The sequence below is a fragment of the Halohasta sp. A2 genome, from assembly GCF_056175805.1.
This window is the reverse complement of sequence record NZ_JAQFWV010000021.1, coordinates 1-19,829: the sequence shown is the minus strand read 5'-3', so window position 1 is coordinate 19,829 and position 19,829 is coordinate 1. Positions and strand designations below refer to the sequence as shown.

Sequence of the window (19,829 nt, the reverse complement as noted above, 5' to 3'; positions counted from 1 at the left end):
TTACTAATGTAAAATATGCTTAATAGTTATTATCGAGCTACAACGTGAGTTTGAGTATCGACAGTACCTCGAACGGGTAGGATTCTTGGGCAACTTCGTCGACCGAGAAGCCTGCGTTCTCGGCCAACTCGACGACGATATCGTACCCGGTAAGACTGCTCACCAGCAGATACACCTCGCCGTCGGGAGCCAACACGCGCCCTACAGTATTTAAAAAGGGAACGATGAGTCGACGGCCGTTTTCGCCACCCGACAGCGCGTGTTCCATCCAGTCGTCCCACTCGTTTTCGGGGTCGGTCGGCAGGTACGGCGGGTTGAACAGGACGGCATCGAACACCCCATCGGTAAAGCCAGAAAGGAGATCGGCTTGGACGGCTTCGACCCCACGTTCATGAGCCTGTCGACAGGCGTGTGGGTTGAGATCGCTCCCGATCACTCGACTGCCGGTCTGGGCCGCGACCTGTTGGGCAACCCATCCGGAGCCGGTGCCGACTTCGAGCACGAGTTCCGGGTCGACCAGCGAATCGATCGCCGCCTCGGCCAACAGCCCCGAATCCTCGGCGGGCTGATACACGTCGGGTTCAAGGCCGCGACGCTCGGCCAACTGCGAGCGGGAGTCGGACACCTGGGTATCGCTATCTTCGTCGACCGGCTGGTCGTCCTCGGAATCAGTCATTGTCACCCCTCTCGCGTGGCTCGCTTGATTCGACCGGAGTCGGTTTCGTCGACTGGCCGTTACCAGTCGGGCTCGACTCACCATCTTGACTCCGACCGGCTGACGTCGACGCGTCTCCATCTGCAATCCGGAGGCCCCCGGTTTCGGCACGCCCCGACAGCTCGCGCTGCGGGAACGGGATCTTGATCTCGTGGTCGGCGAACGCCTGTCTGATCGCGGCCATCATCTCGGTTCGGGCCGCCCATCGTCGCCGGGCGCTTGGGTTGTCGATCCAGCCGCGGACGCCCAGCACGATCGACGACTCGCCGAACTCCTTGCCGACGACTTGCGGGCTCGGCACGTCCAGGACACGGTCGACCTCCGAGATGGCCTCGGTGGCTACCTCGCTCGCATGGTCTGGGTCGGTTCGGTAGTCGACGCCGACGTCGACTTCGATCCGGAGTCGACCCCGTCGCGTCCGGTTTATTACCGAGGTGCTGGTGACCAGATCGTTCGGCACCATCACGTACTCGCCGTCGAACGACAGAATCCGTGTGTTTGCGATCGTGATCTCCGTGACTGTGCCCTCGTTGTCGCCGATGATGACCCAGTCGCCGACCTCGAATGGTTTCGAGAACATGATAACGAACCCCGCAAGCACCGCGCCGAGCGTCTGACGGGCGGCCATCCCGACGACGATACCGAGAAAGCCAGCGCCAACCAGCAGGCTACCGATGTTGTCGGTAAACAGGCCGATGACGACCAACAGCGCGAGGGTGTAGATCGACACCTGCATGAGTCGGTGGAGGATCTCGCGTTCGTGTTCGCTGATCGCCTCTTGCTCTCTGGCGAGATCTTTGATTACGTGGCCGACGAAATCCGACAGCGCGTAGGCCCCGCCGAGAATCGCGAACGAAAGCACGATGTTGGTGACCTGCCGGGAGAGATCGAGACCGTTGTAGGCGCTGTACAGCGGTTCGGTGAGCTCCCAGACAACGATAAGCGAAAAGAGTCCACCGGTGATCAACAGCGCGACGATTCCCGAAACAAACAGTGCAAACCGTGAACTGACCTCGCGGTTGTTACGCCAGCGATTAACGAGCTGTTTGGCGACGATCAGGCCGCCGAGAACGCCGATAGTAATGAGCAGTTGCTCGGCGTTACCAAGCAGCCAGCTTCCCGTCCCAACGACGATTTTCGCACCCATTACTTACTCCGCAGTCCTGTCAGGCTCCGCAACTCCGTGCGCTGCGGCCACCGACGCAAGCGCGGCGAACTCGGCGGGCGCGACGTTGCCCGCTCGTCGACGTAGCAACTCCTCGTCGGCTTTCTCGACGACCGCCTCGGGGTCGTCGAGCCCCGAGATGTGAGCGGTGTTTCGAATCGCGTTTCGGATCGTCTTGCGACGCTGCGTAAAGAGGGCTTTCACGAAATCAAGGAAAAACGTCTCGTCGTCGACCTCGTAGTCGGGCGCTCGCGGCAGCAAGCGAACCACCGCACTTTGGACGGCTGGCTGGGGATCGAACGCGGTATTCGGGACGTACTCGACGACCTCGGCCTCGGCGAAATGTTGGGTGCTCACCGAGAGTCGACCGTAGTCGTCGGTTCCGCTCTCGGCGACCATCCGGTCGGCGAACTCTTTTTGAAACATCAAGATCAGTGGCTTGCCGAGCGGGAGCAGCCGAAAGGCGATCTCGCTGGAGGCGCTGTAGGGGAGATTCGAGACGCAGGCCGAAACGTCGGGCAGGTCGACCTCTAGCGCATCGCCCTCGATCACCGTGAGTTGGCCATCTTCGACGGCGTCGACGAACTCCTCGCGGAGGTGGGCTGCAAACGTCGGATCACGCTCGATGACGGTGACGTGGTCGGCAACTGCGAGCAGGCGATCAGTGAGCACGCCCGGTCCGCCGCCGATTTCGAGGATGTTGGAGGTGTCACAGTCCGCGGGGAGAAAGCCAGGGATTCGGTCGACGACGCGGTCGTCGACCAGAAAATGTTGGTCGAAATCCGGGTTACCGCGCTCGCCAGCCCGGCGGATGAGGGCGTCCGGATCGCGGCTGCCAGCGTCTGATCGGTCCGAGAGGGTCATTGCAGGGGCTTTCGACCCTGGCGGCGTAAACATCTCGCTTCTTGGTGGTTCCGGTGGAACGCCTCCACCACGAACGAGACCTCCACAAAATCTACCACGAACGAGACCTCCACACGGTGGAGCGCCAAACAACCTAGTCAACCGCGGTTCGAAACTCGTCGTTGAACCCGGCGGCGCGCTCGTTACTCTGGGCGAACGAAGATCTTGTACTTCAAATCGTCGTCCCGGAGCTCTTCGAGCACCCGCTCTGCCAACACCTCTTTTGGTCGGTGAAGGCCGCCGACGCGCTCGGAGAGCTCCTCGAAACTCTCGAACGGCCCGCGTTTTCGTTCGTCGAGGATCTTGTTGCGGAGCTTCTTGCCGATTCCAGGCAACAGGTTTAGCTGGTGGAGTCGGAGCGTGATCGGCTGGGCCTCGTTGTAGAAGTCGACGAAGCGTTCTTCGTTGTCGTCGATAATCGCATCGATGGCGTACTCCAGTTCGGCGACCGCAGAACTCGACAGCTCGTCGAAGTCGACCGATCGAACCGAAGCAATCTCGGTCTCGTCGGCCGGATCGACCGCCACCCGGTCGACGATGTTGATGTCGGCCTCGTCGGTCAACGTGAGCTCGAGAAGATCGAAGCTGTCCTCAGTGAGCGCGTAGGCGAGCGGCTCTTTTTGGTACTGGGGGCGGTTGTCGTTCGACCGGCCGTGGGGGAAGTAGTCGAGAACAACGGCATGTGTCGTCGACTCGCCATCACCGTTTCCGTTCTCGGGGGAAGACATACCCAACGCTACGAGAACGAGCTACTTAAAAATCGCCCGTCGTCGACCGAAACCAGCGAACGCAGACCGAACAGACCCGTAGTTAGACGTACTGGGCGACGAGGTTCAGGATCTCGTCGAGTTCGTCGCCGTCGAGCGCGAAGCGCTCTTTGGCGTAGATCGACCGCAGTTCGGTTCGGTCCTGCGGGAGGATGTCGACGATCTTGTGGGCTGTTTTCTCGTTGACCTTCTCAAGTTCGGTGAGTTTCTCGACGAGTTCGCGGGCCTCGGCTGGCTCCAACACCGCATAGCGGTTGACGTGTTCGATCGCTCGCGCGAGCTCGTAGCGAAGCTCGCGGTCCTCGTCGGCTGCGCGCTCGGCTTCGACCTCGCTGAGGAGCGGTTTGACCTCCGAGATCGTGATGTACTCCTCGTCGACTTTCTCCTTGAAGATCGTCATTACTGCTGAGCGCGAAGGTGGGCGGCGCGAGCGATGACCGTCTTTTCCTTGCCGCCGTCGTTGATCGAGACGGTAAAGGCTGCACCCTGCTTGCCGGTAACTTCACCGGTCAGTCCGTTGAATCGCGGGTGGAAGCGGCCTTCACGAATACTCGGGTCGAGCGTGAGGTGGACCTTCTGGCCCGCCTCGAACTCTTGGATGGCCCGCTGTGGTGGCGACGTGCCACGTTTTCGCGGGTGGTTGGATAGCTTTCCTCGCGTCCCCTTCATGGGCCCATTGGAACTCGGCATAGTCGTGGGTTCGAATACTTGCGGTCTACTTATAAAACGTGCGTTCCGCGACTGCCACGGCAACCGCTCACACGGAGGCGCTCACCGACCGAAAAACTCGGAGAACCGTTCGCGAAAGCTGCTGTTTTCGCCCAATTTCAGGTAGTAGGCGTTGCCATTGTCTTCATAGTAGTTGTCTATATGTCGACAGACGCGAAAGCCGAGGTGTTCGTAGAATCCGAGCGCCTCCTCGTTGGTGGTTCTGGCGTGACAGGTCACGGTTTGGTAGTCGGCGGCGATCTCGGCGATGAGTCGCTGGCCGTAGCCGCGGCCGCGGGCGTCGGGCCTGACCGCCAAAAAGAGAATGTAGCCGTCACGACGAACCGACGCGAACGCGACGAGGTCGTTGTCCTCGAAAAACAGGTGCGTGGTCGACCGGCGGTAGGCATCGATGAAAAAGCCGCGTCGCTGTTTGAGGACACCTTCTGTCCGGTGGATGTGTTCTTTCAACTGCCACGCGGCGTCGACGTAGTCGGTCTGACCGGCCTCGTCGACTCGCTTTTCGACCGTGGCGCTCACTGGTATGCCGGTTATACGGCCTACAACCATATTAACTCCACCGGGGTGGCGGGCGCTGTAAGTCACCAAGGCCAGCGGTCGACTGCAACCGGAGCCGAAGCGATCATGTCGACGGCGGCCCAATGATCAGCAATGAGCTTCAGGCTCCGGGAGCACACCGCCGATATCGCCGTCGAAGCGACCGCAGCTGGGCTCGGTGAGCTGTTTGCATCGGTCGCCGACGGGTTGGCCGCCGCGATGTGTGAGTCGATTCCCGACGAGGGTGGCGACCGCTTCGAGATCGTCTCGCGCGCCGAAAGCCGTGAAGCGCTGCTGTATGAGTATCTCGACCAACTCATCTACGAGCGTGACGTCCGATTGGTTCTGCCGGTCGACAACGAAGTGACCGTTCACAAGCCAACAGAAAAAGAGGGCGAATGGTCGCTCACCGCCAGCGCGCGCGGCGTCCCACTCGACGAGATTTCGGCCCGTGAGATCAAGGCAGTCACCTACTCGGAGATGGTTGTCGACCGGCGCGATGATCGCTGGTACGGCTACGTCGTCTTCGACGTCTAGCGGCCTGTCGACCGAGCAACGTCCACCGTTCAAACGCATATACTAACGAACCATAATTATAAATAAACTGAGAAAATCGCTGCAGTTAGAAACATCAAGCACCTACGTGTTAGTATGCGCATCAACCGTCGGTTACTCGGGCTCTGTGCGGCCATCGCGGGAGTACTCGTCGCCTTTGTCGGCTCGGCGAGCGCACACGTGGAGTACGTCACGCCGGGTGGCGATCCGATCGCGATCGTCGACTTCCTCGTCGGGGCGTTCACCACTCCGATCATCTTTGCGACGCTGGTCGGCGGCTTTCTCATGACCGTCGCTGGTCTGGCAGCCTACCTGTATCTCCGGCCGTTTCCGGCCGACATCGCGGCGTTCCGGGCGGCGATGAACGACTACCGAGATCTGCTGGGCTGGCTGCTTCGGCTGTCGATGGGGATGCCGCTGATCGCCGCGGGTTTCGAAGGCTACCTGTTTAGCCCTTCGGTGACGCTACCGTATCCCACTGCCCTGCGGCTGTTCGGCATCTCCGTCGGCTTTTTCCTGCTGTTCGGCCTCGCGACGCGCGTCACCGCGGTGTGGGCGCTGTTCGTCTATCTGGTCGCGCTGCCGTCGTACCCTTCGTTACTTTTGGCGTTCGAGTACGTTCCCGGCCTGCTGGCGGTCGCGCTCGTCGGCGGCGGTCGACCCAGCGCCGACGCCGTCATCTCCCGGATAGCCGACGACGACAAGACGTTCTACTCGCGGATCGACCCCTTCTACCGCCGGGTGTCAGTTCCCTTCGCTGAGCGGATCAAACCGTACAAGCAACTGGCTCCAGTGATCCTCCGAGCCGGGATCGGGGTCGTGTTTATTTACCTCGGTATTACCCAGAAGCTGATGCGCCCAGGTGACGCGCTGGCGGTCGTCGACAAATACGACCTCACTGCAGTCGTCCCGGTCGACCCCGCGCTGTGGGTGATCGGCGCGGGGCTCACTGAAGCGCTCGTCGGCGTGATGCTCATCCTCGGGGCGTTCACGCGCGGGTTCTCGCTGGTCGCGTTCGTCCTGTTTACGACCACGCTGTTCGGCCTACCTGACGATCCTGTGGTCGCCCACATCTCGCTGTTCGGCCTCGTCTCGGCGCTCCTGATTACGGGTGCCGGTCCGTACTCGGTCGACGCCTGGCTCGAAGAGCGCGTGCGAACTGCCGCGACGGTCGCCAAACGACAGGCTGTCGGTGGCACTGAGCGCGAACGCGTCGAGGAAACGCCGACCGACGACTGAGTAACGAGTCATCGCCGTCGACGTTGCTATCACCATCGTCGACAGTTTCCGGTCGACCCACCGTCACGAGCGGGACGCAATCCTCTTTCACCCGTACCGTGGATATAGGCCTATGACCACGACACGTGAGTTCCAGGGGATTACACTGGAACGAATCCGCGAACACGTCTGGGAGATACCCAAATCGGGTGCAATGCGCGTGCCCGCGCGTGTGCTCGCGAGCGAGAGCCTTCTTGAACAGATCGGTGACGACAAGACCCTCCAACAGCTCAAAAACGCCACCCAACTGCCGGGAATGACGAAGTACGCCCTCTGTATGCCCGACGGCCACCAGGGCTACGGCTTTCCGGTCGGTGGTGTGGGCGCGATCGACGCCGAAACCGGCTGTATCTCGCCCGGTGCGGTGGGGTTCGACATCAACTGCGGCGTTCGCATGATCCGGACGAACCTCACCTACGAGGAGCTGCACGGACGCGAGGAGGAACTCGTCGACTCGCTTTTCGAAAACGTTCCCTCGGGGCTCGGCGGCGGTGGCGTCGTCCAGACCGACATCGAAACCGTCGACCAAGTCCTCGAACGCGGTCTCGATTGGGCGATCGAGGCGGGATACGCCACCGAAGACGACCGGCTTCACTGCGAGGACGAAGGACGCAGACCGAACGCCAACGCCGACTACGTTTCCGAGAAGGCCAAGAATCGGGGTAGAAACCAGCTTGGCAGTCTAGGGTCGGGTAACCACTTTCTGGAAGTCCAGCGTGTGACTGACATATATAAAGACGACGTGGCCGAGGCCTACGGCCTTCAACCCAACCAGATCGTCGTCTTGATCCACTGCGGCAGCAGGGGGTTGGGCCATCAGGTCTGTTCTGACTACGTTCGAAAAATCGAACAGCGACACGGCGACCTGCTGGAATCGCTGCCGGACAAGGATCTCGCGGCTGCGCCCGCTCGGAGCCAGCTCGCGGCGGAGTACTACGGCGCGATGGGTGCCGCAATCAACTTCGCGTGGGTCAACCGCCAGCTGATCACCCACCAGACGCGCAAGGTCTTCGAGCGTGTGTTCGGTCGTGACTGGGAAGCCATGGAGATGGAACTGCTGTACGACGTGGCCCATAACATCGCCAAAAAGGAGCCCCACGACGTCGACGGCGAGACCCGCGAACTGTACGTCCACCGCAAGGGCGCGACTCGGGCGTTCCCGGCCGGTAGAGCGGAGGTCCCGCGGGCCTACCGCGACGTGGGCCAGCCGGTCATTATTCCGGGAAGTATGGGCACGGGGAGCTACGTTCTCCGCGGCGGCGAGCAGTCAATGGGTCAGACGTTCGGCTCGACGGCCCACGGCGCGGGTCGCGTGATGAGCCGCACGCAAGCGAAAAAGGACTACTGGGGTGAAACGGTACAGGACGAACTACAGGATCAACAGCAGATCTACGTCAAAGCCCAAAGCGGTGCGACGATCGCCGAGGAAGCACCAGGCGTCTACAAGGACGTCGACGAGGTCGTCCGCGTCTCCGAGGAACTCGGCATTGGGGATGCAGTTGCCCGAACGTTCCCGGTCTGCAACATCAAAGGCTGAGGTGGTCTCGACGACAGTATTCGCCCACTATTCGCGATTGTCGACCTGGTCTGCCTGCTTGACGCCGTCGGCCTGGTCGGTCGATCCCGACCGGCGCTTGAGCGTCAACAGCGAGAGGTAGCCCACAACGAGCCCCGGCCAGTAGGTGGTGAGTCGAAACAGCACCGCGGCGGTCAGCGCGGTCGCCAGTTCGACCGAATAAAAGGCGGTCATCAGCCCCGAAAAGGCAGCCTCGTAGGTGCCCGAGCCGCCGGGCGTCGGTGACAGCGTGGCGATCGTCGACAGGGTGACGATGAAGTAGATGGGGACGAACCGCGTCTCGATTCCCATCGAGAGAAACACCGCGTACAGCGAGACGATCTGGGCGACGATCGCCAGATGCGAAATGGTCGCCGTTTCGAGTAGGAACCGCCGATCGCTTCCGGCCTCCTCGAAGGCCGATTCGACCTGGTGGACGCTCTCTTTGAGCGACCGAAAGACGCCGTCGGCCCTATCGGTCACGCCGTCGAGTCGGTCGATGATTGCGGTTATCGTGTGGCCGACTGCGCCGTTGGTCGACCACAACAGGTAGGCAATCGCCCCGCCCAGCACGAGAATGATCCCTGCAATCAGGCCCACCTCGATCAGAAAGCCGTCGAGCGTGCCGAACAGTGCAACGTAAACGATCCCACCGAGCGAGAAGGTAAAAAACGGAAGTGCATTGATAATGTCGGACGACACCACGCTTGCCAGCGAGGGTTCGTAGTCACTCCCAGTTGTCTCGGAGATGATGTAGGCCATCACGGGCTCGCCGCCGAACTGGCCGAGCGGAGTGATCGAGTTGAGGAAATGGCCCGTCAGGAACATCCGAACGGTCCGCGAGGGCGTCGATCGGATCGATAGCTGACCGAAAAACCGGTGCCAGACCCACGCCCAGACGAGCAGCGAGGAAAACCCGATCACCACGGCTGCGCCGAACAGCGCGGGGTCGACCGTTTGGATCGCGGTCACGATCGAATCGAGATCAGCGAAGTAGAGCAGCACCGCGAAAAGAAGTCCAGCGACTCCGTACCAGAGCCACTCGCGGTTCTGCCAGCCGTCGCGGATCGAGAGTTTCATTCGTTATTTGTATCCTAACGCTTCGAGTCGCTGGTGTATCTCATCGTTCTCGTCGGGGCCACCCTTGGCGTTCTCGTCGACTCCATCGCCGACGTCGGCCTCGCCGATCGCGTCGACCGCTCGGCGGAGATCGGCCGGAACCTCGATCTTCGAGCCGGTTTCGAGATCGTACGCCTCGTACGCTACCTCCCCGTGTTGGTCAGTGGATTTAACGACTTTCGTTCCGTCGCGCTTGACGTATCTCTTCTGTCTGTAGTAGTCGTCCCACTCGGCTTTCGGAATGTAGCCGGTGAAGTTCTCGGGGAACTCGTAGCCACCCCTGACAGTCTCCGAAAACACGTCCGGGCGATCCGACTCGATGCCCGCGTAGAACGGAACCAACTCGGCGAGCCGACGAAGTTCGAACGGCCGGGACTCGCGGCCCGCGGCGATATCGGGGTGGTCGACCAGCAGTACCGGATTGATCACCGACTCGATCACCGTAAACTGGTGGCCGAAGAGACCGTCGTTCTCGCCGAGCGCCTGGCCGTGGTCCGACAGCAGCACCACCACGGTGTCGTCGTCGAGCCCATTGTGTTCGAGCGCGGCAGTGATCCGGCCGACCAGATCGTCGGTGTAGTCGACCGAGGCGTCGTACATCTTGGCGAGTTCGTCGAAGTCGATATTATCCTTGGTGAACAGGTCTTTCTGCCTGTGGGGAATGACCGACTCGTCGGTCACCCCGTGTTTCTCGACGTACTCGCGCGGCGGATGATACGGCTCGTGGGGCTCCATCAGGTTCACATATAAAAAGAAGCGCTCGTCGGGGTCGTGGGCGTCGAGATATGCTTCGGTAGCTGCGACCGTCTCTTCGGATTTACACGAATCGTCGACGCCGAACAGCCGGAACGCGCGGTCGAGCTGTCGGCCGAGTACGCGTTTGGTGAGCGTCCCGAAGCTGTCGTACACTTTTGTCACGAGCTTCGAGATCCGCTGGCTGACCGAGTTGTCGGCCGAGCCGAGGAAGTTCTCGACGTACTGGAAATCCGTGGTCATTCCCTTGTGGGGTGTGATCCAGATGTTCGAGGTGATCGCGCCGGTCCGGTAGCCCGCGTCGACGAACCGTGAGACGAACGTCGACTGGTCGGCCGGGGCGTAGCTCCGCGCATGCGTCGTTCCGTGCTCCCACGGGTACTCGCCGGTGAACATCGAGGCGTGTGAGGGCAGCGTCCACGGTGCCTGTGTCACCGCGTTCTCGAAGACGACCGACGAGTTGGCGATCGCCTGGATGTTCTCGGTGAAGTCGACCTCGTCGTTGTAGGCGGATACTCTGTCCGTTCGTAGCGAGTCCAACACGAGAAACAGGACGTTCCGTTGGCCCGAAACAGAGTCGTTCATACGCGCTTGCAGAACCGCCCCCAAGTTAGTAACTCTGATCTACATCGCAGCCACCGGGTGATCACGGTTTGTTTATATCCATGCAACTGAACAGAACGTCAAGAACTGTCCATGATTGAAACGGTAGCGATCGTCTACTGGTGTGACGGAGCCGGCCACGCGGCCAGAAGCATCCCGGTCGCCAAGGAGTTCGAATCCCGCGGCATCGAGGTGGCGATCGGCGGCGGCGGCCAGGGCGAGCCGTTCGTCGACATGAACGGCTTCGACCAGCCCGAGTTCACGAAAGTCTCAGTCGCCGGCTCGACACCGCTGGCGTTCGCCCGGCACACCCTGTTCGATCTCATCCCTTCGTCGGTTCGACGGTACCGGGAGGTCGACCAGTGGCTTCGCGAAGTCGACCCGGATCTGCTCGTGACCGACGACATCTTTGCGGCGATTGCAGCCGCACGTCGGGGGCTCGATTTCTACCGGATCGACCACCTCACGACCGACCTGTTCGGTCCGGTGTGGGGAACGCCACTCACACTCTACAACGAGGTCTCGCTTCGCTTTGCCGAGGGCATCATCGTCACCTCGCTGTGGGCCGACGAACCCGACCCCGAGGGAATCACTCGCGTGGGCCCGCTCGCCCAGGAGGGCGACCCGGATAGCGAAAACGAAGTCGAGCCCTACGACGTGCTGTTGAATCCGGGAACCCACGGCGAGAACTTCGCGGAGATACGCGAGCAACTCGAAGCCGAGGGCTACGATGTCCGAACGGTCGGCGACGACGACTGGGAGACGAAACCGGCGATGACGCCCTACACGGCCGCCGCCAACGTCGTGATCTGTACGGGGTTCTCCTCGATTGCCGACACGGTCGTCGCGGGCACGCCATGCGTTATCTATCCTTTCTTGCCGTTCCAGAAGGCGCTCGCCGACCGGGCCGAGGCCCTGGATATCGAGGGGGTTTCGAAAGTCACCTCGGTGACCCAAGCGGTCAACGCCGCCGAGTACTACTGTCGAAGCGACGAGCAACCAAGCTACGAAAACGGCGCGCAGGCGTTCGTCGACGCCGTCTTGGACGACAGCTAGCCAGCGATGGTCGTCGAACGTATCTCGGCAGATGTAAAACCGACGTCGACAATGGGTAGGACATCTGAATGAACATCGGGTTTTTCACTGACAGCTACTTCCCGGGGATCGACGGGGTGACCTACACGATCAAGGCCTGGCGCGAGCGGCTCGAAGCGCGCGGCCACGACGTGTACGTCATCTACCCCGACAGCAGCCACGAGCCAGGGCCACACGAGATTCCGGTGCGCTCGCTGCCCAACCCCTTTTATAAGCAGTACCGGTTTCCGACCTATCGACGGCTCTCACAACTACCGGCGCTCGATGTGGTCCACTGTCACGGTCCGGCGTCGACGGGACTCATGGGTCGGCGCTATGCCGTCAAGTACGGCGCAAAATCCGTCTACACGCATCACACTCCCATCGAGGACTACCTGATCCGGGCGTTCAAGTTCGACTTCCTCTCGCAGCGAATCGGCCAGCTGTACGTCCGCTACGAGAACCGGTTCCTCCAGTCATTCGACTGCGTGACGGCCTCTACCTCGCGCATCAGGCGGGATGTCGAGCCGCGAGCGCTGCCGGTCGGTATCGAGATGGAACTGTTCAAACCACACGACGACCGGCTGTTCGACCCCGACGAGACCGTGATCGGTTACAGTGGCCGCATGACGATCAAGAAAAACGTCGACGAGATCCTCCGACTCGCCGCCGAAACCCCGGCGTACCGCTACGTGCTGGTCGGCGAGGGGCCAGCCAGAGCGAGCCTCGAACGGCGCGCGCCCGAGAACGTCGAGTTCCGGGACTTCATGCCGCGAGAGATGCTTCCGCAGTTTTACTCCTCGCTCGACGTGTTCGTCACCGCCTCGACGTGTGATACGCTCGGTTTGTCGACCCTGGAGGCCAACGCCTGCGGCACGCCGGTCGCGGCCACGGACGTCCAGCCGTTCGACCAGACGATCGGCGACCAGAACGGCGCACGCTTTGCGTATCGTGATATCGAGGATATGCAGTGCGCGATAGCAGACTGTCTCAGTATCGACCGGGACACCCGAAGCGCGGTCGAGCACTTTTCGGTCGAACGGACGGTCGATCAACTCGAAGCGATCTACGGCGTCGACACCGACACCGGAGACACGACACAAACGCCGGCTCCGGTCTCACCCTAATTGCCAGAGACGCGAACCCCTACCAGAAGCCGCCGGGGCCGTTCGGCCCGCTTGGCCCACGGGGATGCTGCGGCGAGGCTGGCCCCTCACCAGCAAGGTCGACTCGTTCGCTCGGCCGTCTGGGGTCGAGTTCCTTTCCGTGTTCGAATTTGACGAAGCTCAGATAGAACGACTCGCCACAGCCTTCGGTATCGTCGACGAGGGTGCCGTCCTCGCCGCAGACGAAAGCGACGCCGTCGACGTTCTCGCGGTTTTCGAACGGCTCGTCTGGCGAGACGTACGTCCACCCCTCGAACGGAAACGGCGTCACCGCCTTGTCGGCGAGAGAGCCGTCGCGTTCGAGTTCGACGAGCGCCTCACAGTGCGGGCAGTAGTAGGTAACCGGAATTCCCATACAAGTGGTAGGTGACCGAGCGCGTTAGGGTTTCGGTGGCCCGTCAGTCGATCCGTTCGAGCGCCCACGCCGCTCGCGATCGGACCGCCTCGCTGGAGTCCTCGCGACGGTGTCTGGTCAGCGACTCTCTGGCTTCGCTGGCCTCGCAGTGGCCCAACACCCAGCAGGCGTGCACCCGGCTGCGCGTCCAGCTATCGTCGAGAAGCTCGACAATACGGGGAACGAACGGCGAAATCCGTTCGGGATACGCTTCGGCTATCCGCGCCAGCGTGCCTGTCGTGTTCGAACGAACGGTCGGATCCGAATCGTCGAGCAAGGGCGCGATCTCTTCGGTGTACGGTGCGACGTCCATCGGGAACTCCTGGGCGATATCGCCGAGCACACCGACGGAGTTGCCTCGAAGCTCGGGATCCGAGGCGGTCAACTGATCCAACAAAGTCGGGACGACCGGCGTGGCCGCATCTGGGTACGCCGAGGTGACGTGGCCGAGCGCGGCCGTACAGCTGATCCGATACGGGTCGTCGTCAGCCTCGAGGAGCGAACAGAGCGTCGGTACGAGCGGTCGAACCTCTTCGGGAAAGTGCTCGGCGATGACACACAGCACCGAAAGCGCCTGTCGACGCGCCCGAGTCGGTGTTGGCGATAGCAACGAGGCGATTGCCGGTGTTGCATCGAGGGCAACTGCTGGATCGTGTTCGGAAACCGCCAAAACAAACTGAGTAACGGCGGCGTTCATCAGCGACTGCTCGACATCGAGTTCGTCAATAAGCTCTGGTGTGATATCGACGACCGCCTCTGGAAACCGCTCGGCAACTGTAGCCAGACTCCGCACGGCATACAGTCGGATCGGCCGGTCGTCGGCAAGCCGCTCGACGAGGCGGTCGACGGCAGCCAAACCGACTTCAGGTCGATCAGAAACGACTGACTGGACAGCCCGGATCGCGGCGTAGCGCACCGTTGTATCATCAGCATCGATCAGTGGCCACAGCCAGTCGGCTTCCAACAGACCGGGCGCAACCGCTGCAAGCTGCCAATAGCGGTCGACGCGGTCGTCGAGCGATCCACCGTCGAGTCCGGGCAATGAACTCCGGGCAGCCACTTCGACAACCTGGATCTCCGGCACCGAAAGGCGAACTTGCCGGGGTGAGGACTCGACAGTTGTGAGTTCGTACGTCGGCGGGGTGGTCAGGCCGACAGCGGCAGCTGGCAGACGGGTAGGCCCCGCAACCGGGAGGTTGGCGTCGATTGTTTTTTTCTCTGTGGTGATTCGAAACGCTGTCGAGCTATCGAACTGGTGGAAAAACGCCTCAAGCGAGTCGACCGACTCTACGACCGTCCGAATCTGGACCGGCTCACCTGTCGGACCAGGGGCGAACCAACTGATCGGCTCGCTATTTTCGTCAGTGTGCCGCCGTAGGCACTCACTAACCGAGTCGCAGCCGATCACATCTCGAACTGTTAGGTGTTCGACACCCTTAGGCTGTCTGTCAGTAGGTACTGTATACTGCCGCCAACACTGGTGGCCGTCGACAAAAACGGGGTTCGGCTCGGTGGCTCGTTCGGCCAGCCGACCGTCGACCGTCTCAGCACGTCGGTCGCACACCCGACACACGGGATTTGGGACGGCCTCGGTCATACTCCACTCGACGGTGTTTCCACAGATACTGCAGGACGGCCGTCGGGGTGTCGGCATTGGGGCCATTGCTTGTGGTTGTCCATCGCACGGACCTCTGTCTCAAAAAGCTTCCCCGGTAAACAGTGAATTCTGATAATCGGACACTCGTCAGGGCTTCCTCGCCCGGAACACATTTCAGCCGACGCGAAAAGGTGGGAGTATGATCGACGAAACCGTCGAGGAAATCCAAGGCATGCAGAGCCACAGCTCCTCGTTGATAGCTATCAAGGCAACACAGGCACTCTCGGAGCTCCTCAGCCGAGAGTACGCCTCCGTCGAGGAGTTCGAACAGGACCTTCAGCGCAACGCTGGCGCGCTACGGCGCGCTAATCCCTCACATGCGTCGCTGCACAATGCGGTCTGGGCGATCGAACGCTCGGTGGTCGACGTGGCCGACACCGTCGAGGAGGCCAAGGAGTTCACCCGGGGGATGATCGACCGAGTGGTTGAAGATATCGAGACCGGCAAGCGCCGGGCGGCCGCCAACGCCGCCGAAACGTTTGAGGACGGCGAGACGTTTCTGACACACGACTTCTCTTCGACTGCACTCGCCGCTGTCGAAGCCGCCGCGCTCGATGGCAACTATCTGACTGCCTACGTGATGGAGGCCCGACCGCGGTACATCGGTCGTGGCACCGCTCGGATGTTGGCGGCTATCGACCGGGTCGAACCGCATCTGATGGTCGACAGCGCACTCGGCCACTTCCTGTCGGAGTGTGACCGCGTCGTGATCGGAATGGACTGCATCGTCGACGGGACGCTTTACAACCGGATCGGAACCCTCCCGCTTGCGGCGACCGCCCAGGAACTCGGCGTGCCGGTCGTCGTCGTTGGCTCGGGTGCGAAAGTAATCGAAGAGGGCTTCGCGTTCGAAAATCAGCACCGCGCGGCCTCAGAAGTCATGCTCGAACCAGTCGAGGGAATCGCCATCGAGAACCCGGCCTACGATGCCACGCCGGTCGAGTACATCGATAAATTAATCACCGAAACCGGGATTCACGAGTACTAATCTACCCGATTGGCTATCGAATACTAACGCCAATCGAATTTACGGCCTCGAACTGTCCGAACGAACAGAAAGCCGAGCAGTCCCATTATCATAAAGACGAACACCGTCAAACCCTCTTCGAGATAGCCGAACGTCGAGAGCAGTCCGCCGAGAATCATGATTGCGAGGCTGGTGATGACGATTTCCGTTCCGGTTACCTCGACCATGAATGGCTCTCTCTGGGATCACGAAAAACCGTTCCGGTTTTTGTACCTACTTCGTTGGCAAGTTCCGATTCGAGACGGCGAGAAGATCAGGTGCCGGTTCGCGGAACCGTTTCGTATGGGTACAGAATTGTAGCAAAGCTGTTTTCGCTACTTGTTCGGATTGTAGTCGACGTAGCGGTCGATCAACCCTCGGTTTCGGTATAGCAGCATGTGATTCATCTGTTCGTGGCCGACCACACAACTATATTCAATTTTAAATTTATTCTGACAGTCGATTCAGAGAATGTAGATATCTGGCCTCGAAACGAGGAGGTATGACATTCAAAACACTGTTCGGCGTCGACACGCCGGTAATCGGAATGATTCACCTTGATCCGCTCCCGGGATCGCCACGGTCAACCGCAGCACTCTCTGCAGTCGAATCAGCGGCTATCAGGGATGCCAAACGGCTCGCGAGCGCCGTCGACGGCCTCCTCATCGAGAACTACGGCGATAGCCCGTTCTATCCCGAGCACGTCCCAAAACACACTGTGGCGGCGATGACGCGGGTTGCAACGGCAGTCACCGCTGCGGTCGACTGTCCCGTTGGAATCAACGTTCTGCGGAACGACGCCGAGGCAGCGATATCGATCGCGGCTGCCGTTGGGGCCGACTTTGTGCGTATCAACGTCCATACGGGAGCGATGGTTACAGATCAGGGAGTACTCGAAGGCCGTGCTCACGAAACCCTCCGGCTCCGAAAACGCCTCGGTACAAAGATCAAGATTTTTACCGACCTCGACGTCAAACACGCGGTCCCACTCGGTCGAGAGCGCTCTCTGGGGGCTGAAATCGGTGATCTCGTCGACCGCGGGCTTGCAGACGCGTTGATCGTCAGCGGCCGCGAAACGGGCCACAGTGTCGATATGGGGACGCTCGAACGAACGGTCGAGATACGAGATGCGAGAGGGTTCTCAACGCCGATCGTCGTCGGTAGTGGCGTGACCGCCGACTCAGTCGACCGATTGCTCGGGATTGCAGATGGGGCTATTGTCGGTACGGCCCTGAAAGAAGACGCCCAGACGACGAATCCCGTCGATCCGTCGCGCGTCGAGAGGTTGATGCGTCGCGTCGACGCAGTACGCAAGTAACCCAGCTACAGATCACTGTCAGAATCTAGGGAGATTTGTGAAAACAGATCGTCGATCGTCGACGAGTCAATCCGACTCGAGGACGAGAGTACTGATAAATTACCGCTCGGATGATCGGATGTCTGCTGTTGATGGCCTGCGTACATCGCCATCGAAATCGAAAACCAGTTGCGATACTGTCACAACCTCATTAGTGTATATCAACCCAAATAATGGTATAGAACAGAATTTGTACTATATAGTAGACGATATACTGCTTCTGAAGCCGATATAATGCTAGCATATGCGAAGATAAGATCCCTTATCAACTGCTGTACAGTCATACTGAAGTGGGTGTAGGAAAACGAGAGTGTATGGGCGAACAGACCGAAACGGGCCGGTCGACTGTGAGTACCTACGTGCCGGCGTATCAAAAAGCCGCCTGGAAGGACCATGCCGAGGAGCTCGGAATGAGTCAGGCCGAGTATGTCAGAACAATGGTACAAGCGGGGCGAAAGGGGTTCGAACTTGACTCACAGAGACCCGATCTGGAGGGGCCTTCTGACCCCTCTGACCCTGGGGGTAGCGGCCTCGAAACACGGGTCCTCGACGTGCTTCATTCAGATGGGGTTTTGTCCTGGGACGCACTCGTCGACTCGCTTTCGAGCAACTTCGAGGATCGATTGGAGGAGACGCTCGAATCGCTTCAAGAAGCAAACCGGGTTCGGTATAGCGGCCGCGAGGGCGGCTACACGGTGGTCGACCAATGAGCCAACGCACCAGCGCGGACACACCCGAGGATCCGATCGCCTACTTCCTCGAAGACCTCACGTTCCACGGGAAAACAGCCAGAACCCGAGAGGCCTACGGTCGCGTTCTCCGACAGTTCGAGTCGTTTCTGGGCGATTCCGACCGTATTCCCTCGGACACAGTCGGTCCCGCAGAAGCAACCCACCGTGATTGCATGTCGTGGGTTCACAGTCTCCGAGGAACGGTCGCCGACAGCACGGTTGCAAGCTACGCCGCCTATCTCCACCGGTTTTACGCGTATATGACCAACGTCGGTGTCTTCGATGCCAACCCCATGACGTTGGTCGTCGAAGAGATGGACGAAACCATCGAGAAGGACCCCCAGCGCCGCGAAATCAGCGTCGACCGGATGCGAGCGTTCGTCTCGGCGATTAACCATCCACTCGACCGCGTCTTGATCATCACGCTTTTGAAAACGGGGATGCGTGTCGGCGAGCTCTGTAACCTTGATCTCCGGGATCTAGCACTCGACGATTCGGATGTCGACGCAGCCTTCGAGACCGTTCGACGGCCACAGCTCGACACACGGCCCGATTCGCTCTACGTCGACAGCGAACCGGCACGCGGAAAACCGACCAACGGCGAAGAACGCACCGCCTCGAACAAGCGTAAACGGTCGACGGTGATACCGATCGACCGAGAGCTCAAAACGGCGCTCAAACGGTGGCTCGCGGTTCGACCCGACAGCCCCTCGCCCGCCGAGCCGCTGTTCGTGTACACCGCCGGCGACTGGGGCGAGCGACTCACTCCACGTGCGGTTCGAACAGTGGTGTCGACTCACGCCCGCGAGATGGGGTGGTACCGAACCGGCGGCGATGCGTCCGAAAACGTCACACCACACTACTTCCGACACTTTTTCACAACGCATCTCCGCGAGCGGACCGGTGACCGTGGAATCGTGAAATACCTCCGCGGCGACGTCGCCGACGATATCATCGACACGTACACCCACAACTGGGGCGACCAAGTCCGCCAGACGTACGAAGCAAACATCTATTCGCTATCTGATCGCAATTTGGTTCCGTCACAAATATAATTTCGAGAAAAAGGTTGTTCACAAAAGTTTGGCCGTGGTTCGCTTCGACCAAATAAACTTCATTTCGCTATACAGAATGAGTAGTGTGAATGTACGAAGATGGACGGGCAAAACCCACTCAGCGAAGTCCTTACTTGTGCGTCGACCAATTACCAGGTATGAGCGAGTCAACTGACGAGCCAGCGATCACGCTGTACCGACTCCAGGCCTGTCCGTTCTGTGAGCGCGTTGTCCGCAAACTCGACGAGTACGACTTGGACTACCACTCGCGGTTCGTCGAGCCGATGCACTCGGACCGCAACGTCGTCAAACGCGTCAGTGGGTCGCGAACCGTTCCGGCGATCATCGACGAGTCGACCGGTGTCACGATGTCCGAAAGCGCGAACATCGTCGAGTATCTCGACAAAACGTACGGGAGAGCCAACTGATGGAGCTCGGTTTCGAGGTGGTCGATCTTCCAGCAACGGACCATCCTGCCGAGGGTGACCGGGCACCCGATTTCACACGGCCACTGGTGACCGACGAACAGTGGGAGGACGCCAGCCTCTCGGAACTCGTGGCTGACAGTCCAGTTCTGCTCGTGTTGCCTCGTTGCGCCGCTAATTAATCGCACTCTCGGTGCTTTCTCCGTCCAGTTTCCGTGAAAGTTGTATGCAATTGGACGCCTTCTGTCGATATGAAGTCGAAGCGGTCAACAATACGACAGTGTA

22 protein-coding genes and 1 pseudogene are annotated in these 19,829 nt (G+C 60.4%); 11 read left to right on the top strand and 12 right to left on the bottom strand.

What is annotated here, in order from left to right; translation table 11 throughout:
* Positions 1 to 37 precede the first annotated feature (37 nt).
* The 7 genes from O2S87_RS08345 to O2S87_RS08315 form a co-directional block, all read right to left on the bottom strand.
* The gene (locus tag O2S87_RS08345; protein WP_475408335.1) at positions 38 to 676 is read right to left on the bottom strand and encodes a HemK2/MTQ2 family protein methyltransferase; all 639 of its coding nucleotides are present in this window, start codon (positions 674 to 676) and stop codon (positions 38 to 40) included.
* Positions 669 to 1,862, bottom strand: a complete 1,194-nt coding sequence (locus O2S87_RS08340) for a mechanosensitive ion channel family protein (RefSeq protein WP_475408334.1) — start codon at positions 1,860 to 1,862, stop codon at positions 669 to 671. The genes O2S87_RS08345 and O2S87_RS08340 overlap by 8 nt, the downstream gene beginning before the upstream one ends.
* A gap of 3 nt (positions 1,863 to 1,865) precedes the next feature.
* A complete protein-coding gene (locus O2S87_RS08335) occupies positions 1,866 to 2,744 on the bottom strand; it encodes a 16S ribosomal RNA methyltransferase A (RefSeq protein WP_475408333.1) in 879 nt (292 codons plus the stop codon).
* A 182-nt stretch (positions 2,745 to 2,926) separates the two neighbouring features.
* Positions 2,927 to 3,511: a DUF655 domain-containing protein gene (locus tag O2S87_RS08330; RefSeq protein WP_475408332.1), complete on the bottom strand. Its 585-nt coding sequence runs from the start codon at positions 3,509 to 3,511 to the stop codon at positions 2,927 to 2,929.
* A gap of 82 nt (positions 3,512 to 3,593) precedes the next feature.
* Entirely contained in the window at positions 3,594 to 3,950 is a 357-nt protein-coding gene (locus O2S87_RS08325; RefSeq protein WP_475408331.1) for an RNA polymerase Rpb4 family protein, read from the bottom strand.
* The gene (locus O2S87_RS08320) at positions 3,950 to 4,240 is read right to left on the bottom strand and encodes a 50S ribosomal protein L21e (RefSeq protein ID WP_475408330.1); all 291 of its coding nucleotides are present in this window, start codon (positions 4,238 to 4,240) and stop codon (positions 3,950 to 3,952) included. Before O2S87_RS08320 ends, O2S87_RS08325 begins: the two co-directional genes overlap by 1 nt.
* An 81-nt stretch (positions 4,241 to 4,321) precedes the next feature.
* Complete coding sequence (locus tag O2S87_RS08315) at positions 4,322 to 4,798, bottom strand: GNAT family N-acetyltransferase (protein ID WP_475408368.1); 477 nt, start codon at positions 4,796 to 4,798, stop codon at positions 4,322 to 4,324.
* A 132-nt stretch (positions 4,799 to 4,930) separates the two neighbouring features.
* On the opposite strand from O2S87_RS08315, the gene O2S87_RS08310 reads away from it, so the two are divergent.
* The 3 genes from O2S87_RS08310 to O2S87_RS08300 all read left to right on the top strand — a co-directional run bounded on the left by O2S87_RS08310 (position 4,931) and on the right by O2S87_RS08300 (position 8,186).
* Positions 4,931 to 5,353, top strand: coding sequence for an archease (locus tag O2S87_RS08310; protein ID WP_475408329.1), 423 nt, complete (start codon positions 4,931 to 4,933; stop codon positions 5,351 to 5,353).
* A 114-nt stretch (positions 5,354 to 5,467) separates the two neighbouring features.
* Entirely contained in the window at positions 5,468 to 6,610 is a 1,143-nt protein-coding gene (locus O2S87_RS08305) for a DoxX family protein (RefSeq protein WP_475408328.1), read from the top strand.
* Between the two features lie 112 nt (positions 6,611 to 6,722).
* A complete protein-coding gene (locus O2S87_RS08300) occupies positions 6,723 to 8,186 on the top strand; it encodes an RtcB family protein (protein ID WP_475408327.1) in 1,464 nt (487 codons plus the stop codon).
* A gap of 27 nt (positions 8,187 to 8,213) precedes the next feature.
* On the opposite strand, the gene O2S87_RS08295 is transcribed toward O2S87_RS08300, so the two are convergent.
* Together O2S87_RS08295 and O2S87_RS08290 are read right to left on the bottom strand one after the other, a co-directional pair.
* A complete protein-coding gene (locus O2S87_RS08295) occupies positions 8,214 to 9,284 on the bottom strand; it encodes a lysylphosphatidylglycerol synthase transmembrane domain-containing protein (RefSeq protein WP_475408326.1) in 1,071 nt (356 codons plus the stop codon).
* 3 nt (positions 9,285 to 9,287) lie between these two features.
* On the bottom strand, positions 9,288 to 10,661 hold the full coding sequence (locus O2S87_RS08290; RefSeq protein WP_475408325.1) for a sulfatase: 1,374 nt from the start codon (positions 10,659 to 10,661) through the stop codon (positions 9,288 to 9,290).
* A gap of 111 nt (positions 10,662 to 10,772) precedes the next feature.
* Between O2S87_RS08290 and O2S87_RS08285 the strand changes: the two genes are divergently transcribed.
* Together O2S87_RS08285 and O2S87_RS08280 are read left to right on the top strand one after the other, a co-directional pair.
* Positions 10,773 to 11,735: a glycosyltransferase gene (locus O2S87_RS08285; RefSeq protein WP_475408324.1), complete on the top strand. Its 963-nt coding sequence runs from the start codon at positions 10,773 to 10,775 to the stop codon at positions 11,733 to 11,735.
* A 68-nt stretch (positions 11,736 to 11,803) separates the two neighbouring features.
* Positions 11,804 to 12,880: a glycosyltransferase gene (locus O2S87_RS08280; RefSeq protein WP_475408323.1), complete on the top strand. Its 1,077-nt coding sequence runs from the start codon at positions 11,804 to 11,806 to the stop codon at positions 12,878 to 12,880.
* A gap of 19 nt (positions 12,881 to 12,899) precedes the next feature.
* On the opposite strand, the gene O2S87_RS08275 is transcribed toward O2S87_RS08280, so the two are convergent.
* Positions 12,900 to 13,274, bottom strand: a complete 375-nt coding sequence (locus tag O2S87_RS08275; RefSeq protein WP_475408322.1) for a DUF7969 family protein — start codon at positions 13,272 to 13,274, stop codon at positions 12,900 to 12,902.
* Between the two features lie 43 nt (positions 13,275 to 13,317).
* Entirely contained in the window at positions 13,318 to 14,910 is a 1,593-nt protein-coding gene (locus O2S87_RS08270; protein ID WP_475408321.1) for a HEAT repeat domain-containing protein, read from the bottom strand.
* Positions 14,911 to 15,109: 199 nt separating this feature from the next.
* Between O2S87_RS08270 and O2S87_RS08265 the strand changes: the two genes are divergently transcribed.
* Positions 15,110 to 15,958: an eIF2B alpha/beta/delta subunit family protein gene (locus tag O2S87_RS08265; protein ID WP_475408320.1), complete on the top strand. Its 849-nt coding sequence runs from the start codon at positions 15,110 to 15,112 to the stop codon at positions 15,956 to 15,958.
* A gap of 23 nt (positions 15,959 to 15,981) precedes the next feature.
* Here the strand turns inward: O2S87_RS08265 and O2S87_RS08260 are convergent, their stop codons facing one another.
* Complete coding sequence (locus O2S87_RS08260; protein ID WP_475408319.1) at positions 15,982 to 16,164, bottom strand: hypothetical protein; 183 nt, start codon at positions 16,162 to 16,164, stop codon at positions 15,982 to 15,984.
* Between the two features lie 314 nt (positions 16,165 to 16,478).
* Here O2S87_RS08260 and O2S87_RS08255 point away from each other — a divergent pair, with 314 nt between their 5' ends.
* The 5 genes and pseudogenes from O2S87_RS08255 to O2S87_RS08235 all read left to right on the top strand — a co-directional run.
* Entirely contained in the window at positions 16,479 to 17,294 is an 816-nt protein-coding gene (locus tag O2S87_RS08255) for a BtpA/SgcQ family protein (RefSeq protein WP_475408318.1), read from the top strand.
* Between the two features lie 353 nt (positions 17,295 to 17,647).
* Positions 17,648 to 18,043 (top strand): DUF5805 domain-containing protein, encoded by a 396-nt coding sequence (locus O2S87_RS08250; RefSeq protein WP_475408317.1) that lies wholly within the window; start codon positions 17,648 to 17,650, stop codon positions 18,041 to 18,043.
* The gene (locus tag O2S87_RS08245) at positions 18,040 to 19,119 is read left to right on the top strand and encodes a tyrosine-type recombinase/integrase (RefSeq protein ID WP_475408316.1); all 1,080 of its coding nucleotides are present in this window, start codon (positions 18,040 to 18,042) and stop codon (positions 19,117 to 19,119) included. Before O2S87_RS08250 ends, O2S87_RS08245 begins: the two co-directional genes overlap by 4 nt.
* Before the next feature lie 158 nt (positions 19,120 to 19,277).
* Complete coding sequence (locus tag O2S87_RS08240; RefSeq protein ID WP_475408315.1) at positions 19,278 to 19,547, top strand: glutathione S-transferase N-terminal domain-containing protein; 270 nt, start codon at positions 19,278 to 19,280, stop codon at positions 19,545 to 19,547.
* Positions 19,547 to 19,702: pseudogene (locus tag O2S87_RS08235) on the top strand (peroxiredoxin); the annotation flags it as partial. The gene O2S87_RS08240 and the pseudogene O2S87_RS08235, both read left to right, overlap by 1 nt.
* Positions 19,703 to 19,829 lie beyond the last annotated feature (127 nt).